At 60.4% G+C, this 14,806-nt stretch carries 9 protein-coding genes; 1 reads left to right on the top strand and 8 read right to left on the bottom strand.

The window, feature by feature from the left end:
• The 3 genes from fusA to rpsL form a co-directional block, all read right to left on the bottom strand.
• On the bottom strand, positions 1-2,100 hold the full coding sequence (gene fusA, locus BBJ66_RS24600) for an elongation factor G (RefSeq protein ID WP_049734098.1): 2,100 nt from the start codon (positions 2,098-2,100) through the stop codon (positions 1-3).
• A gap of 29 nt (positions 2,101-2,129) precedes the next feature.
• The gene (gene rpsG, locus BBJ66_RS24595) at positions 2,130-2,600 is read right to left on the bottom strand and encodes a 30S ribosomal protein S7 (RefSeq protein WP_003573807.1); all 471 of its coding nucleotides are present in this window, start codon (positions 2,598-2,600) and stop codon (positions 2,130-2,132) included.
• A gap of 77 nt (positions 2,601-2,677) precedes the next feature.
• Entirely contained in the window at positions 2,678-3,049 is a 372-nt protein-coding gene (gene rpsL / locus BBJ66_RS24590) for a 30S ribosomal protein S12 (RefSeq protein ID WP_003547537.1), read from the bottom strand.
• A 498-nt stretch (positions 3,050-3,547) separates the two neighbouring features.
• On the opposite strand from rpsL, the gene BBJ66_RS24585 reads away from it, so the two are divergent.
• Entirely contained in the window at positions 3,548-3,841 is a 294-nt protein-coding gene (locus BBJ66_RS24585; RefSeq protein WP_049734097.1) for a hypothetical protein, read from the top strand.
• A gap of 176 nt (positions 3,842-4,017) precedes the next feature.
• Here BBJ66_RS24585 and rpoC read toward each other — a convergent pair whose 3' ends face one another.
• From rpoC to rplA, 5 genes are all read right to left on the bottom strand, one after another.
• Positions 4,018-8,226, bottom strand: coding sequence for a DNA-directed RNA polymerase subunit beta' (gene rpoC / locus BBJ66_RS24580; protein ID WP_049734096.1), 4,209 nt, complete (start codon positions 8,224-8,226; stop codon positions 4,018-4,020).
• 190 nt (positions 8,227-8,416) lie between these two features.
• Entirely contained in the window at positions 8,417-12,556 is a 4,140-nt protein-coding gene (gene rpoB / locus BBJ66_RS24575) for a DNA-directed RNA polymerase subunit beta (RefSeq protein WP_049734095.1), read from the bottom strand.
• A gap of 261 nt (positions 12,557-12,817) precedes the next feature.
• The gene (rplL, locus tag BBJ66_RS24570; protein ID WP_049734094.1) at positions 12,818-13,195 is read right to left on the bottom strand and encodes a 50S ribosomal protein L7/L12; all 378 of its coding nucleotides are present in this window, start codon (positions 13,193-13,195) and stop codon (positions 12,818-12,820) included.
• Positions 13,196-13,253: 58 nt separating this feature from the next.
• Entirely contained in the window at positions 13,254-13,772 is a 519-nt protein-coding gene (gene rplJ, locus BBJ66_RS24565; protein WP_003587203.1) for a 50S ribosomal protein L10, read from the bottom strand.
• 329 nt (positions 13,773-14,101) lie between these two features.
• A complete protein-coding gene (gene rplA, locus BBJ66_RS24560) occupies positions 14,102-14,803 on the bottom strand; it encodes a 50S ribosomal protein L1 (RefSeq protein ID WP_049734093.1) in 702 nt (233 codons plus the stop codon).
• Positions 14,804-14,806 lie beyond the last annotated feature (3 nt).

Here is a 14,806-nt window from a genome sequence, read left to right as displayed (position 1 = left end):
TCACTTCTGACCGGAATACTTTGCCTGGATTTCTGTTGCGACATTCGACGGGACCGGCGAATAGTGATCGAAGGTCATCGTGTACTGAGCGCGGCCCTGAGACATGGAGCGCAGGTTGTCGACGTACTTGAACATGTTCGCGAGCGGGACGTTCGCGTTGATGACGACGGCGATACCACGGCTTTCCTGGCCCTGGATCTGACCGCGACGGGAGTTCAGGTCGCCGATGACATCGCCGACATAATCTTCCGGGGTCACGACTTCGACCTTCATCATCGGCTCGAGCAGCTGAGCGCCGGCCTTCTTGGCTGCTTCACGGAAGCAGGCACGCGATGCGATTTCGAAGGCGAGAACCGAGGAGTCGACGTCGTGGAAGGCGCCGTCAATGAGGGTCGCCTTGACGCCGAGCATCGGGAAGCCAGCGAGCGGACCCGAAGACAGGACGCTTTCGATGCCCTTCTGGACGCCGGGGATGTATTCCTTCGGAACGGAACCGCCGACGATCTTCGATTCGAACTTGAATTCGTCGCCTTCCGGGTTCGGTTCGAAGACGATCTTGACGCGCGCGAACTGACCGGTACCACCGGACTGCTTCTTGTGCGTGTAGTCTTCTTCGTGCTGGCGCGTGATGGTTTCGCGGTAGGCAACCTGCGGCGCGCCGACGGTTGCTTCGACCTTGAATTCCCGACGCATGCGGTCGACGATGATGTCGAGATGCAGTTCGCCCATGCCGGCGATGATGGTCTGGCCGGATTCCTGGTCGGTCTTGACGCGGAAGGACGGATCTTCGGCAGCCAGGCGGTTGAGCGCGAGGCCCATCTTTTCCTGGTCACCCTTGGTCTTCGGCTCGATGGCGATCTGGATGACCGGCTCAGGGAATTCCATGCGCTCGAGGATAACCGGCTTCAGCGGATCGCAGAGCGTATCACCCGTCGTGGTTTCCTTGAGGCCGGCGAGAGCGACGATGTCGCCTGCGAAGGCTTCTTCGATGTCTTCACGCGAGTTGGAGTGCATCTGCAGCATGCGGCCGACACGCTCGCGCTTGTCCTTGACCGTGTTCATGACCGACGCGCCCTTTTCGAGCTTGCCGGAGTAGATGCGGGCGAAGGTCAGCGAACCGACGAAGGGGTCGTTCATGATCTTGAAGGCGAGCATGGAGAGCGGCTCGTTGTCATCGGCATGACGCTCGATGTCAGCTTCCGTCTTGAAGTCGATGCCCTTGATCGCCGGGATGTCCATCGGCGACGGCAGGTAGTCGACGACGGCGTCGAGCAGCGGCTGCACGCCCTTGTTCTTGAAGGCGGTGCCGCAGAACATCGGGTGGAACTTGACGTCGATCGTGCCGCGGCGAACGAGCGCACGGATCTGATCGTTATCGGGCAGAATGCCTTCGAGATAGGCTTCCATCGCAGCTTCGTCGATGTCGACGACCGTTTCGATCAGCTTTTCGCGATATTCTTCAGCCTTGGCCTTCATGTCCTCGGGGATCTCGACGACATCCCACTGGGCGCCGAGCGACTCGTCGCGCCAGATGAGAGCGTTCATCTCGATCAGGTCGATGACACCCTTGAATTCGGTTTCGGCACCGATCGGCAGCTGCATGACGACAGCCGTTGCGCCGAGACGGGTCTTGATCATCTCGACCGAGCGGTAGAAGTCGGCGCCGGTCTTGTCCATCTTGTTGCAGAAGATCATCCGCGGGACATTGTACTTCTCGGCCTGGCGCCAGACGGTTTCCGTCTGCGGCTCAACGCCGGCGTTGGCGTCGAGCAGCGCGATGGCGCCGTCGAGAACGCGCAGCGAACGCTCGACTTCGATGGTGAAGTCGACGTGGCCGGGGGTGTCGATGATGTTGAAGCGGCGCATCTTGCCGTCACGGCCCTTCCAGAAGGTCGTGGTGGCAGCAGAGGTGATCGTGATGCCACGCTCCTGCTCCTGCTCCATCCAGTCCATGGTGGCTGCGCCGTCATGGACTTCGCCGATCTTGTGCGACTTGCCGGTGTAATAAAGAATACGCTCGGTGGTCGTGGTCTTGCCGGCGTCGATATGCGCCATGATACCGAAATTGCGGTAGTCTTCGATTTTATATTCGCGAGCCATTGTGGACTGCCTTTCGATACCGTTCGGAATTACCAGCGATAGTGCGAGAATGCACGGTTGGCGTCAGCCATCTTGTGCGTGTCTTCGCGCTTCTTGACGGCGGAGCCGCGGTTGTTGGACGCATCGAGCAGTTCACCGGACAGGCGATCGATCATGGTGGTTTCATTGCGCTTGCGGGCGGCAGCAATCAGCCAGCGAATGGCGAGAGCCTGGCGGCGCTCCGGACGAACATCGACCGGCACCTGATAGGTCGCACCGCCAACGCGGCGCGAGCGGACTTCAACGTGCGGGGCAATGTTGTCGAGCGCAGAATGGAATACCGTGAGCGGCTCCTGCTTGGACTTGCCCTGGACGACGTCGAACGCGCCATAGACAATGTTTTCAGCAACGGACTTCTTGCCGTCGAGCATGATGGCATTCATGAACTTGGTGACGACCAGATCGCCGAACTTCGGGTCCGGATTGATCTCGCGCTTTTCTGCTTTATGACGTCTGGACATACTTTTCGTCTCTTCAACCGTTAAGGCGCTTCATCACGCGGAGGACCTCGCGCAGCGCCGGATTATTCAAAACCGAATTACTTCGGACGCTTCGCACCGTACTTGGAGCGGCGCTGCTTGCGGTTCTTGACACCCTGGGTATCGAGAACGCCGCGGATGATGTGATAACGGACACCCGGAAGGTCCTTGACGCGGCCGCCACGGATCATGACGACAGAGTGTTCCTGAAGGTTGTGACCTTCGCCGGGGATGTAACCAATGACTTCGAAGCCGTTGGTCAGGCGGATCTTTGCGACCTTACGCAGAGCCGAGTTCGGCTTCTTCGGCGTCGTCGTATAGACGCGCGTGCAAACGCCGCGCTTCTGCGGGTTCTCCTGGAGTGCGGGAACCTTGTTACGCTTTACGTTCGCCTGGCGAGGCTTGCGGATCAGCTGGTTTACGGTAGGCATTCAACCATCCCTTACGTTTTATCTCAGTACCCTTGCGGGCTTGAACTCGCGCCGTCTCCGGCAGTGACGCACGCTTTCCGTCAATGCGCAAAATATGGCCCAATCCGCTTCCGCAGATGGACCACAAGGAGCAGAGGACGCATAAAATATGCGTCGTGCGTGCAGCATCATGACTTCAACGTGCGTTTAGAACCTTGTTTGAGGTGAACTTCAGGGCGCGTCGCCCCGAACAGCCAAGCCTCACATGGGATCTGATGGCCGGGGTACTACTGGTTTCCACCCCTCTCGTCAAGGCCGGTTAAGAAATAAACTCGCCGTATCGCCTTGATCTGCGGGCCTAACGCCCTGATTTCATCCTTCTAGACGAAATCACGGCCGTGCACCAAGATAAAAACTTGGGCATCGCGGCAAAAGCAGTTAAGGAATCAGCAATTGCGGCGTGCGGCCCTCACAGCAGGATTCGAGCGACCGAATCGTCAAAGAGCCGAAGGACAGGCGATGATTACGACACCTGATAACGACAATAATTTCGACGGGCCGATGATCTTCATCATCATCGGCAAAGGCTACGAGTCCGACGACAGCGACGGCATCGACCTGCACATCATGCTGAAGGCACCCGACGACGATACCGCGGTACGCGAGGCCTTGAACGCCCTTGCCGAGGAAGGCTTCATCGAGGCCGATCTCGACCAGATCGGCATGCTGACCGAAGTGCCCGCCGAAGAGCCGCACGCCTCCGCCTACCAGGGCGCCGTCGATGGCGAGGTCGCGATCATCCGCTTCAACTGAAGGGAGCCACCGCTGACGCTGCGGGGTCGCCCAAAGGCAGCATAAGCGGGAGCAGCGCCCTCCCCCAGACTGGCCCCAAGACTGGCCAATCCAGACCAAAAAACGAAAAACCGCCCGGATCGCTCCGGGCGGTTTTTCAATTCGTATGCCACCATGTGGTGGGCAACGGCCGCGGATTATTCCGCAGCCGGAGCCTTTTCGGCCATGTCCTGCAGCATCGGCGTGGCAACGGCAGCACCCGTGCCCTTGCGGCGCTCTTCGAGGATCAGCTCGTCGCGCGAGGTGGCGATACGGCGGATCTGGGTCATGGTGCCGCCGGTGCCGGCCGGGATGAGGCGGCCGACGATGACGTTTTCCTTCAGACCCTGCAGGCCGTCGGTCTTGCCGGCGATCGCGGCTTCCGTCAGCACCTTGGTCGTTTCCTGGAAGGATGCGGCCGAGATGAAGGACGGGGTCTGCAGCGACGCCTTGGTGATGCCGAGAAGAACCGGATCGCCGTAGGCGGGCTTCTTGCCCTGCTCGATCAGGTGATCGTTGACGTCTTCGAGCTCGATCCGGTCGACATTGTCGCCGACGATATAGGTCGAGTCGCCTGCATCGGTGATCTCCACCTTCTGCAGCATCTGACGGACGATCACCTCGATGTGCTTGTCGTTGATGACAACGCCCTGCAAGCGGTAAACTTCCTGGATCTCGTTGACGAGGTAGGAGGCCAGAGCCTCCACGCCCTTGATTGCCAGGATGTCGTGCGGAGCCGGGTTACCGTCGAGGATGTAGTCACCCTTTTCGATATAGTCGCCTTCCTGAAGGTGGAAGGGCTTGCCCTTCGGGATCAGGTATTCGACAGGCTCGACACCGTCTTCCGCCGGCTCGATGATGACGCGGCGCTTGTTCTTGTAGTCGCGGCCGAGGCGGATCGTACCATCGATCTCTGCGATGATGGCATGGTCCTTCGGACGGCGGGCTTCGAAGAGCTCGGCAACACGCGGCAGACCGCCGGTGATGTCCTTGGTCTTGGCGCTTTCCAGCGGCGAACGCGCAAGAACGTCACCCTGGGAGACCTTGGTGCCCGGCTCGACCGACAGGATGGCGTCGACCGAGAGCATGAAGCGGGCGTCACCACCACGCGACAGCTTCATGATGTTGCCGCTGGCATCCTTGATGACGATCGCCGGCTTGAGGTCCGAACCGCGCGGGGTCGAACGCCAGTCGATGACCTGACGCTTGGTGATGCCGGTGGATTCGTCGGTGGCTTCCAGAACCGAGAGACCATCGACCAGGTCTTCGAACTGAACGGTACCAGCCACTTCGGTCATCATCGGACGGGTGTAAGGATCCCACTCCGCCAGACGCTGGCCGCGCTTGACCTTGTCGCCTTCGTCGACATGCAACTTCGAACCGTAGGCCACACGCTGCGAAGACCGCTCGACGCCACGCTCGTCCAAGATCTGGACGGTCATGTTGCGGCCCATGGCAACGAGGTTACCATCGGAGTTGCGCAGGATGTTGCGGTTCTTGATCTGCACCGTACCTTCGTACGAGGCTTCCAGGAACGACTGGTCGACCACGGTTGCCGTACCGCCAAGGTGGAAGGTACGCATGGTGAGCTGGGTGCCCGGCTCACCGATCGACTGAGCAGCGATAACGCCGACGGCTTCACCCATGTTGACAGGCGTACCACGGGCCAGGTCGCGGCCGTAGCAGACTGCGCAGACGCCCGTCTGGATTTCGCAGGTCAGTGCCGAGCGGATGCGGATCGACTGGATACCGGCCTTCTCGATTTCGATGACGTCGGGCTCGAGGATCATCTTGCCGGCATCGACGAGGCGCTCACCCGTGATCGGATGATCGATGTCATCAAGTGCCGTGCGGCCGAGGATGCGGACGCCGAGCGAGGCGACGACCTGGCCGGCATCGACGATGGCGGTCATGGTGAGGCCGGTTTCGGTGCCGCAATCGACGTGCGTGACGATGCAATCCTGCGCGACGTCGACGAGACGGCGAGTCAGGTAACCGGAGTTGGCGGTCTTCAAGGCGGTGTCTGCCAGACCCTTGCGGGCGCCGTGGGTCGAGTTGAAGTACTCGTTGACGGTCAGGCCTTCCTTGAAGTTCGAGATGATCGGCGTCTCGATGATTTCACCCGACGGCTTGGCCATCAGGCCGCGCATGCCGCCCAACTGACGCATCTGGTTCGGAGAACCGCGGGCGCCGGAATGGCTCATCATGTAGATCGAGTTCATCGGCTTCTGACGGCCGGTGTTCTCGTCGAATTCGACCGCCTTGATGCGGGCCATCATCTCTTCGGCGACCTTTTCGGTGGCCTTGCCCCAGGCGTCGACAACCTTGTTGTACTTTTCGCCCTGGGTGATCAGGCCGTCATTGTACTGCTGCTCGTATTCCTTCACCAGGCTTTCGGTGTCGGCAACGATCTTGGCCTTGGCATCCGGAATGACCATGTCGTCCTTGCCGAACGAAATGCCGGCGCGGCAGGCATGGGAGAAGCCGAGCTGCATGATGCGGTCGCAGAAGATGACCGTGTCCTTCTGGCCGCAGTGGCGGTAGACCGTGTCGATCATCTTGGAGATGTTCTTCTTGGTCATTTCCTGGTTGCAGATGTCGAAAGGCACCTTGCCGTTCTTCGGCAGCAGTTCGCCGATGAGCAGACGGCCAGGCGTCGTCTCATAGATCTTCGAGTAGGGCTTGCCATCCTCGTCGACCGACTTAAAGCGGCCGCGGATCTTGGTGTGCAGCGTCACGACCTTGGTTTCGAGGGCGTGATGCAGCTCGCCGAGATCGGAGAAGGCCATGCCTTCGCCCGGCTCGTTCTGGTTCAGGATCGACAGGTAATAGAGGCCGAGAACCATGTCCTGCGAGGGAACGATGATCGGCGCGCCGTTGGCCGGATGCAGGATGTTGTTGGTCGACATCATCAGCACGCGGGCTTCGAGCTGGGCTTCGAGCGACAGCGGCACGTGAACGGCCATCTGGTCGCCGTCGAAGTCGGCGTTGAAGGCCGTGCAGACGAGCGGGTGCAGCTGGATCGCCTTGCCTTCGACCAGGGTGGGTTCGAAGGCCTGGATGCCCAGGCGGTGCAGCGTCGGCGCGCGGTTCAGAAGAACCGGATGCTCGCGGATGACCTCGTCGAGGATATCCCAGACCTCAGGCTTTTCCTTTTCGACCAGCTTCTTGGCCTGCTTGACGGTCGAGGAGTAACCCTTGGCGTCGAGGCGGGCATAGATGAACGGCTTGAAGAGCTCGAGCGCCATCTTCTTCGGCAGGCCGCACTGGTGCAGCTTCAGTTCCGGACCGGTGACGATGACCGAACGGCCGGAATAGTCGACGCGCTTGCCGAGCAGGTTCTGGCGGAAGCGGCCCTGCTTGCCCTTCAGCATGTCGGAGAGCGACTTCAGCGGACGCTTGTTGGCGCCGGTGATGACGCGGCCGCGGCGGCCGTTGTCGAACAGCGCGTCAACCGATTCCTGCAGCATGCGCTTTTCGTTGCGGATGATGATGCCGGGCGCACGAAGCTCGATGAGGCGCTTCAGACGGTTGTTACGGTTGATGACGCGGCGGTAGAGATCGTTCAGGTCCGACGTCGCGAAACGGCCGCCGTCGAGCGGAACCAGCGGACGCAGATCCGGCGGAATGACCGGAACGACCTTCATGATCATCCATTCCGGACGATTGCCCGACTCCATGAAGTTCTCGACGATCTTCAGGCGCTTCATCAGCTTCTTCTGCTTGAGATCCGACGTGGTGTCGGCAAGCTCGGAGCGCAGGTCGCCGGCGATCTTTTCGAGATTCATCGAGGCCAGCATCTCGTAGATCGCCTCAGCGCCGATCATCGCGGTGAACTGGTCTTCGCCGTATTCGTCAACGGCGAGCATGTACTCTTCTTCCGAGAGGAGCTGATGCTCCTTCAGGGCCGTCAGGCCCGGCTCGGTGACGATATAGTTTTCGAAATAGAGGACGCGCTCGACATCCTTCAGCGTCATGTCGAGCAGCGTCGAGATGCGCGACGGCAGCGACTTCAGGAACCAGATGTGGGCAACGGGAGCGGCGAGCTCGATATGGCCCATGCGCTCACGGCGAACGCGCGACAGCGTCACTTCGACCCCGCACTTTTCGCAGATGATGCCCTTGTACTTCATGCGCTTGTACTTGCCGCACAGGCATTCGTAGTCCTTGATCGGCCCGAAGATGCGCGCGCAGAACAGACCGTCGCGTTCCGGCTTGAACGTACGGTAGTTGATGGTTTCCGGCTTCTTGATCTCACCGTAGGACCAGGAGAGGATCTTCTCCGGAGACGCGATCGAAATCCGAATGGAATCGAAATTCTGTGCAGGCACCTGCGGATTGAAAAGATTCATGACCTCTTGGTTCATGCCTGTCTCCTTCATGGGCTAAAGCGCCCTCAAAATGCGATGGCCGGCGGCAAATTCCCGGGAGCCGCCTCCCTCGCTTAAACGAGAATAACCGCAAGTTGCGGCGAAACTTCCCTGCAGGGCCGATACGGATACGGCGCCCGGCGGGACCGGCGTGCGCCGCATTGGCAGCGCACGCCCTATCAGGTGCTTACTCGGCAGCGTCGGGCAGTTGCGCTGCCTGCGCCTCGTCAAGCTTGGTGTTTTCGAGCTCGACGCTGAGGCCCAGCGAGCGCATTTCCTTGACGAGAACGTTGAAGCTTTCCGGAATACCGGCTTCGAACGTGTCGTCTCCGCGGACGATGGCTTCGTAGACCTTGGTGCGGCCGGCGACGTCGTCCGACTTCACCGTCAGCATTTCCTGCAGCGTGTAGGCCGCGCCGTATGCTTCGAGCGCCCAGACTTCCATTTCGCCGAAGCGCTGTCCGCCGAACTGCGCCTTGCCGCCCAGCGGCTGCTGGGTCACGAGCGAGTAAGGTCCGATCGAACGGGCATGGATCTTGTCGTCGACCAGGTGGTTGAGCTTCAGCATGTAGATGTAGCCCACGGTTACCTGGCGGTCGAACTGCTCGCCGGTACGGCCGTCATAGAGCGTCGACTGGCCGGTGTCCTTGAGACCTGCCAGACGCAGCATGTCGTTGACGTCGCCTTCGTTCGCACCGTCGAAAACAGGCGTCGCAATCGAAACACCGCGCTTCCACTGGTCGGCGAGACGCAGAACGGATTCGTCGTCGAACTCCTGGACCTGTTCGGCCTTCGGACCGTCACCGACGACATCGCCGATGGTCTTGCGCAGCGGCTCGATGTTGCCATTGGCCTTGTACGCTTCGATCAGTTCGCCGATCTGGCGACCCATGCCGGCGCAAGCCCAGCCCAGGTGCGTTTCCAGGATCTGGCCGACATTCATGCGCGAGGGAACGCCGAGCGGGTTGAGAACGACGTCGACATGCGTGCCGTCTTCAAGGAACGGCATGTCCTCGACAGGCACAATGCGTGAAACGACGCCCTTATTCCCGTGACGACCGGCCATCTTGTCGCCCGGCTGGATCTTGCGCTTCACGGCGACGAAGACCTTGACCATCTTCATGACGCCAGGGGGCATTTCATCGCCGCGCTGGACCTTCTCGACCTTGTCCATGAAGCGCTGTTCAAGGCGCGACTTGGATTCGTCGTACTGGCCGCGGAGCGCTTCGAGCTCGCTCTGAACCTTCTCGTCCTCGACCGCGAACATCCACCACTGCGAGCGGGGATATTCGGAGACGACGGCGTTCGAAAGCTCGGTGCCCTTCTTGAAGCCCTTCGGACCGGCGATGGAAGCCTGGCCGCGCAGCATTTCGATCAGACGGCCGTAGACGTTACGGTCGAGGATCGCCTGCTCGTCGTCGCGGTCCTTTGCCAGACGCTCGATCTCTTCGCGCTCGATCGCCATCGCGCGCTCGTCCTTTTCAACGCCGTGGCGGTTGAAGACGCGCACTTCGACGATCGTGCCGTAGGTGCCGGGCGGCATGCGCATGGAGGTATCGCGCACGTCGGAGGCCTTTTCGCCGAAGATGGCGCGCAGAAGCTTTTCCTCAGGCGTCATCGGGCTTTCGCCCTTCGGGGTGATCTTGCCGACGAGGATATCGCCCGGCTGAACTTCGGCGCCGATGTAGACGATGCCGGCTTCGTCGAGGTTCTTCAGCGCTTCTTCCGAAACGTTCGGAATGTCGCGGGTGATTTCCTCAGGACCAAGCTTGGTGTCGCGCGCCATCACTTCGAATTCCTCGATGTGAATGGAGGTGAACACGTCGTCGGCAACGATGCGCTCGGAGAGCAGGATCGAGTCTTCGTAGTTGTAGCCGTTCCAGGGCATGAACGCGACGAGCGCGTTGCGGCCGAGCGCCAGGTCGCCGAGATCGGTCGACGGGCCGTCGGCGAGGATGTCGCCGCGGTTGACCTCGTCACCGACGGTGACCAGCGGGCGCTGGTTGACGCAGGTGTTCTGGTTCGAACGCTGGAACTTCTGCAGGCGGTAGATATCGACGCCGGACTTTCCGGCTTCGAGGTCTTCGGTGGCGCGGATAACGATACGCGTCGCGTCGACCTGGTCGACCACGCCGCCGCGGCGCGCGCCGATGGCGGCACCGGAGTCACGGGCAACGACCGGCTCCATGCCGGTCCCGACGAACGGGGCTTCGGCACGCAGCAACGGCACGGCCTGACGCTGCATGTTCGAGCCCATGAGGGCGCGGTTGGCGTCGTCGTTTTCCAGGAACGGGATGAGCGCGGCTGCGACCGAAACGACCTGCTTCGGCGAAACGTCCATCAGGTTCATGCTGTCGCGGGGCGCCAGCATAACTTCGCCGGCATGACGGCAGACGACGAACTCGTCGACGAAGGAACCGTCGGCGTTCATTTCGGCGTTGGCCTGGGCGACGTAGTACTTCGCCTCTTCCATGGCGGAGAGGTAGAGCACGTCGCTCGTCACCTTGCCGTCGACGATGCGGCGGTACGGGCTTTCGATGAAGCCGTACTTGTTGACGCGGGCAAAGGTCGCAAGCGAGTTGATCAGACCGATGTTCGGGCCCTCAGGCGTTTCGATCGGGCAAATGCGGCCGTAGTGGGTCGGATGCACGTCGCGGACTTCGAAGCCGGCGCGCTCACGGGTCAGACCGCCCGGGCCAAGCGCCGACAGACGGCGTTTGTGGGTGATTTCCGAGAGCGGGTTGACCTGGTCCATGAACTGCGAGAGCTGCGAGGAACCGAAGAATTCGCGGACGGCTGCGGCAGCCGGCTTGGCGTTGATCAGATCCTGCGGCATGACCGTGTCGATCTCGATCGAGGACATGCGTTCCTTGATCGCGCGCTCCATGCGGAGCAGGCCGAGACGGTACTGGTTTTCCATCAGCTCGCCGACCGAACGGACGCGGCGGTTGCCGAGGTTGTCGATGTCGTCGATCTCGCCCTTGCCGTCGCGCAGTTCGACCAGCATCCTGACCACGGCCAGGATGTCGTCCTTGCGCAGGATGCGGACGGTGTCTTCGACCGTCAGGTCGAGACGCATGTTCATCTTGACGCGGCCGACGGCGGAGAGGTCGTAACGCTCCGCATCGAAGAACAGCGAGTTGAACATGGCTTCGGCCGATTCCATGGTCGGCGGTTCACCCGGACGCATGACGCGGTAGATGTCGAACAGAGCGTCCTGACGGTTCTCGTTCTTGTCGGCAGTCAGCGTGTTGCGGATATAGGCGCCGACATTGATGTGGTCGATGCCGAGCACCGGGATCTCGTCGAAACCGTTCGCCAGGATGATACCGAGCGTCTTCTCGTCGATTTCGTCGCCGGCTTCGAGATAGATCTCACCGGTGGAGTAGTTGACGATGTCACCAGCGAGATAGTTGCCATAGAGATCGTCGTCGCCGGCCTTCAGCGCCTTCAGGCCCTTGTCGGACAGCTGGCGCAGCAGGCGCGGGGTCAGCTTCTTGCCGGCTTCCACGACGACTTCGCCGGTATCGGCGTCGACCATCTCGGTGATCGCCTTGGCACCCTTCAGCGTTTCCGGCTTGAAGGGAATGCGCCAGCCTTCGCCGTCGCGCTTGTAGAGCGACTTCGTGTAGAAAGTGTCGAGGATTTCCTCGCCATCCATGCCGAGCGCCATCAGCAGCGACGTGACAGGGATCTTACGGCGACGGTCGATACGGGCGTAGACGATGTCCTTGGCGTCGAATTCGATATCGAGCCAGGAACCGCGATAGGGGATGACGCGGGCAGCAAAAAGCAGCTTGCCGGAAGAATGGCTCTTGCCCTTGTCGTGGTCGAAGAAGACACCAGGCGAACGGTGCATCTGGGAAACGATGACGCGCTCGGTGCCGTTGACGATAAACGTGCCGTTGTTGGTCATGAGCGGCATGTCGCCCATGTAAACGGACTGTTCCTTGATGTCCTTGATCGACTTCGCGCCGGTATCCTCGTCGATATCGAACACGATCAGGCGCAGCGTCACCTTCAGCGGCGCAGCATAAGTCAGGTCGCGCTGACGGCATTCGTCAACGTCGAACTTCGGCGGCTCGAATTCGTAGGACACGAATTCCAGCATGGAAGCGCCGGAGAAATCGGTGATCGGGAAAACCGACTTGAAAACGGCCTGAAGGCCCTCGTCGGGCCGGCCGCCTTTCGGCTCTTCAACCATCAGAAACTGGTCGTAGGACGCCTTCTGAACCTCGATGAGGTTCGGCATTTCTGCGACTTCGGGGATCTTACCAAAAAACTTGCGTACGCGCCTGCGACCGTTGAACGAAAGGGTCTGAGCCATCGTCGCTCCTTCAAAATCTTGCACCCGGGCCTGCAACGGACGGGAACCGATGGCCAGTCGATCCCGTCTATCAATGAGTAGTTCAATCTCGTCCGACACCCGAAAACGCTCAGCTCGGATTGCTGTGCTGCCCTCGGTGCGAGACTATCCTTTTGAAGAACCCATTACCCAAAAGCCGGTTTGACGCGGCTTTTGGGTAATTCGTTCAGAAAAACGGCAAATGGGAGGCAGCAGAGACTGCCTCCCAAAAGCGTTTCAAGATTACTTGACGTCGGCCTTGGCGCCAGCGTCTTCAAGCTTCTTCTTGATGTCAGCGGCTTCAGCCTTGGAAACGCCTTCCTTGACAGCCTTCGGAGCGGCCTCGACGAGGTCCTTGGCTTCCTTGAGGCCGAGACCGGTGATGGCGCGGACTTCCTTGATGACGTTGATCTTGTTGGCGCCGGCATCCGCGAGGATGACGTCGAACTCGGTCTTTTCTTCTTCCACGGCAGCAGGGCCAGCAGGACCACCGACGGCAGCAACAGCTACCGGAGCAGCGGCGGAAACGCCCCACTTTTCTTCGAGAAGCTTCGACAGTTCTGCAGCTTCCAGAACGGTCAGCGAGGAGAGGTCGTCAACGATCTTTGCGAGATCAGCCATTTTACTAGTTCCTTTTGTTCGGTTCGAACCGGTTGATTATAAACAGCGAAAAACCGCCTTAAGCGGCTTCGTCCTTCTTGGCGTAGGCCGCAAACACGCGGGCAAGCTGGCTTGCCGGTGCTGCAACAACCCCAGCGATGCGGGTAGCCGGTGTCTGGATCATGCCCAGCAGCTTCGCACGCAGCTCATCGAGCGAAGGCAGGGTCGCAAGCGACTTGACTGCATCGGCGTTGAGCGTGGTTGTTCCCATGGCGCCGCCCAGAACAACGATCTTGTCGTTGGTCTTGGCGAAATCCATGACGACCTTCGGAGCGGTGATCGGATCGGTGCTGTATGCAATCAGCGTCTGACCCTTGAAGAGATCGGTGATCCCTTCCGCTTCCGTACCCTGAAGGGCAATTTTGGCCAGGCGGTTCTTCGCGACTTTGACGGTACCGCCAGCTGCACGCATCTTCGAACGAAAATCGTTCATCTGCGCGACTGTGGCACCAGCATAGTGGGCCACGACAACCGAGCCCGAAGCCTTGAAGACTTCGTTCAGTTCCGTGACGAATTCGCGTTTTTCCGCTCTTTCCACTGCCTATCTCCAGTTGGCGGGACCGAAAACGGGCCCGCCGGGTTGCCTTTTGCCTCCCGGGATCATGCGAGATCCCAAGCGACGCTTGAGGATCCTGTCCCCCCGCGCTCCCGCGCCAATGAAGGCTGGAGAGGCACAAGGCATCCAAGGCTCGAACCGATTTCCTATGAAGCGAACTTCAAGCAATTCGGGTCTTACCCGTCTCATGCAGGCGAAGTGATTAAGGGAAAACCACCTGCAATCTCGGACAGGATTCCGGATTTCTCCGGAATATTCCGGCCCCTTGCGAGGCCGGAATTCAGTGACCGGACCGAGGTCCGGCAATCAACTTATGCAGTCGGAGCTGCGGTGACCGAGCCGACTTCGATCTTGACGCCTGGGCCCATGGTCGAAGAAATCGCCACGCGCTTGACGTAGTTGCCCTTGGCGCCAGCCGGCTTCGCCTTGATGACGGCGTCGGCGAAGGCGCGGATGTTTTCTTCCAGAGCCTTGGCGTCGAAAGAGGCCTTGCCGATGCCGGCATGGACGATGCCAGCCTTCTCGACGCGGAACTCCACAGCGCCGCCCTTGGAAGCCTTGACGGCTCCGGCGACATCCATGGTGACGGTGCCGACCTTCGGGTTCGGCATCATGCCGCGGGGGCCGAGAACCTTACCGAGACGGCCGACCAGCGGCATCATGTCGGGGGTGGCGATGCAGCGATCGAATTCGATCTTGCCGCCCTGGACGATTTCGACGAGGTCTTCAGCACCGACGATATCGGCACCGGCAGCCTTGGCTTCATCGGCCTTGACGCCACGAGCGAAGACGGCAACGCGAACCGTACGGCCGGTGCCGTTCGGCAGGTTGACGACGCCGCGAACCATCTGGTCCGCATGGCGCGGATCAACGCCGAGGTTCATCGAGACTTCGATGGTTTCGTCGAACTTGGCGACAGCCCGTTCCTTGACCATGCCGATAGCCAGGGAGAGAGCATAGAGCTTGGTGGGATCAACACCTTCGTTGATCTTCTGCGTGCGCTTACCAGCCATGAT

Origin of the sequence: Rhizobium sp. RSm-3, assembly GCF_001854685.1 — a bacterium.
GTDB lineage: Bacteria > Pseudomonadota > Alphaproteobacteria > Rhizobiales > Rhizobiaceae > Rhizobium > Rhizobium ecuadorense.
Note: the sequence above shows the minus strand (reverse complement) of the source record. Positions and strands in the feature narration are given on the sequence as shown.

What these genes read in the sequence shown, in the direction of transcription:
- rpsG (WP_003573807.1), bottom strand. Translation starts at nt 2,600, where the DNA reads ATGTCCAGACGTCATAAAGCAGAAAAGCGCGAGATCAATCCGGACCCG.
- fusA (WP_049734098.1), bottom strand. Translation starts at nt 2,100, where the DNA reads ATGGCTCGCGAATATAAAATCGAAGACTACCGCAATTTCGGTATCATG.
- BBJ66_RS24585 (WP_049734097.1), top strand. Translation starts at nt 3,548, where the DNA reads ATGATTACGACACCTGATAACGACAATAATTTCGACGGGCCGATGATC.
- rpsL (WP_003547537.1), bottom strand. Translation starts at nt 3,049, where the DNA reads ATGCCTACCGTAAACCAGCTGATCCGCAAGCCTCGCCAGGCGAACGTA.
- rpoC (WP_049734096.1), bottom strand. Translation starts at nt 8,226, where the DNA reads ATGAACCAAGAGGTCATGAATCTTTTCAATCCGCAGGTGCCTGCACAG.
- rpoB (WP_049734095.1), bottom strand. Translation starts at nt 12,556, where the DNA reads ATGGCTCAGACCCTTTCGTTCAACGGTCGCAGGCGCGTACGCAAGTTT.
- rplA (WP_049734093.1), bottom strand. Translation starts at nt 14,803, where the DNA reads ATGGCTGGTAAGCGCACGCAGAAGATCAACGAAGGTGTTGATCCCACC.
- rplL (WP_049734094.1), bottom strand. Translation starts at nt 13,195, where the DNA reads ATGGCTGATCTCGCAAAGATCGTTGACGACCTCTCCTCGCTGACCGTT.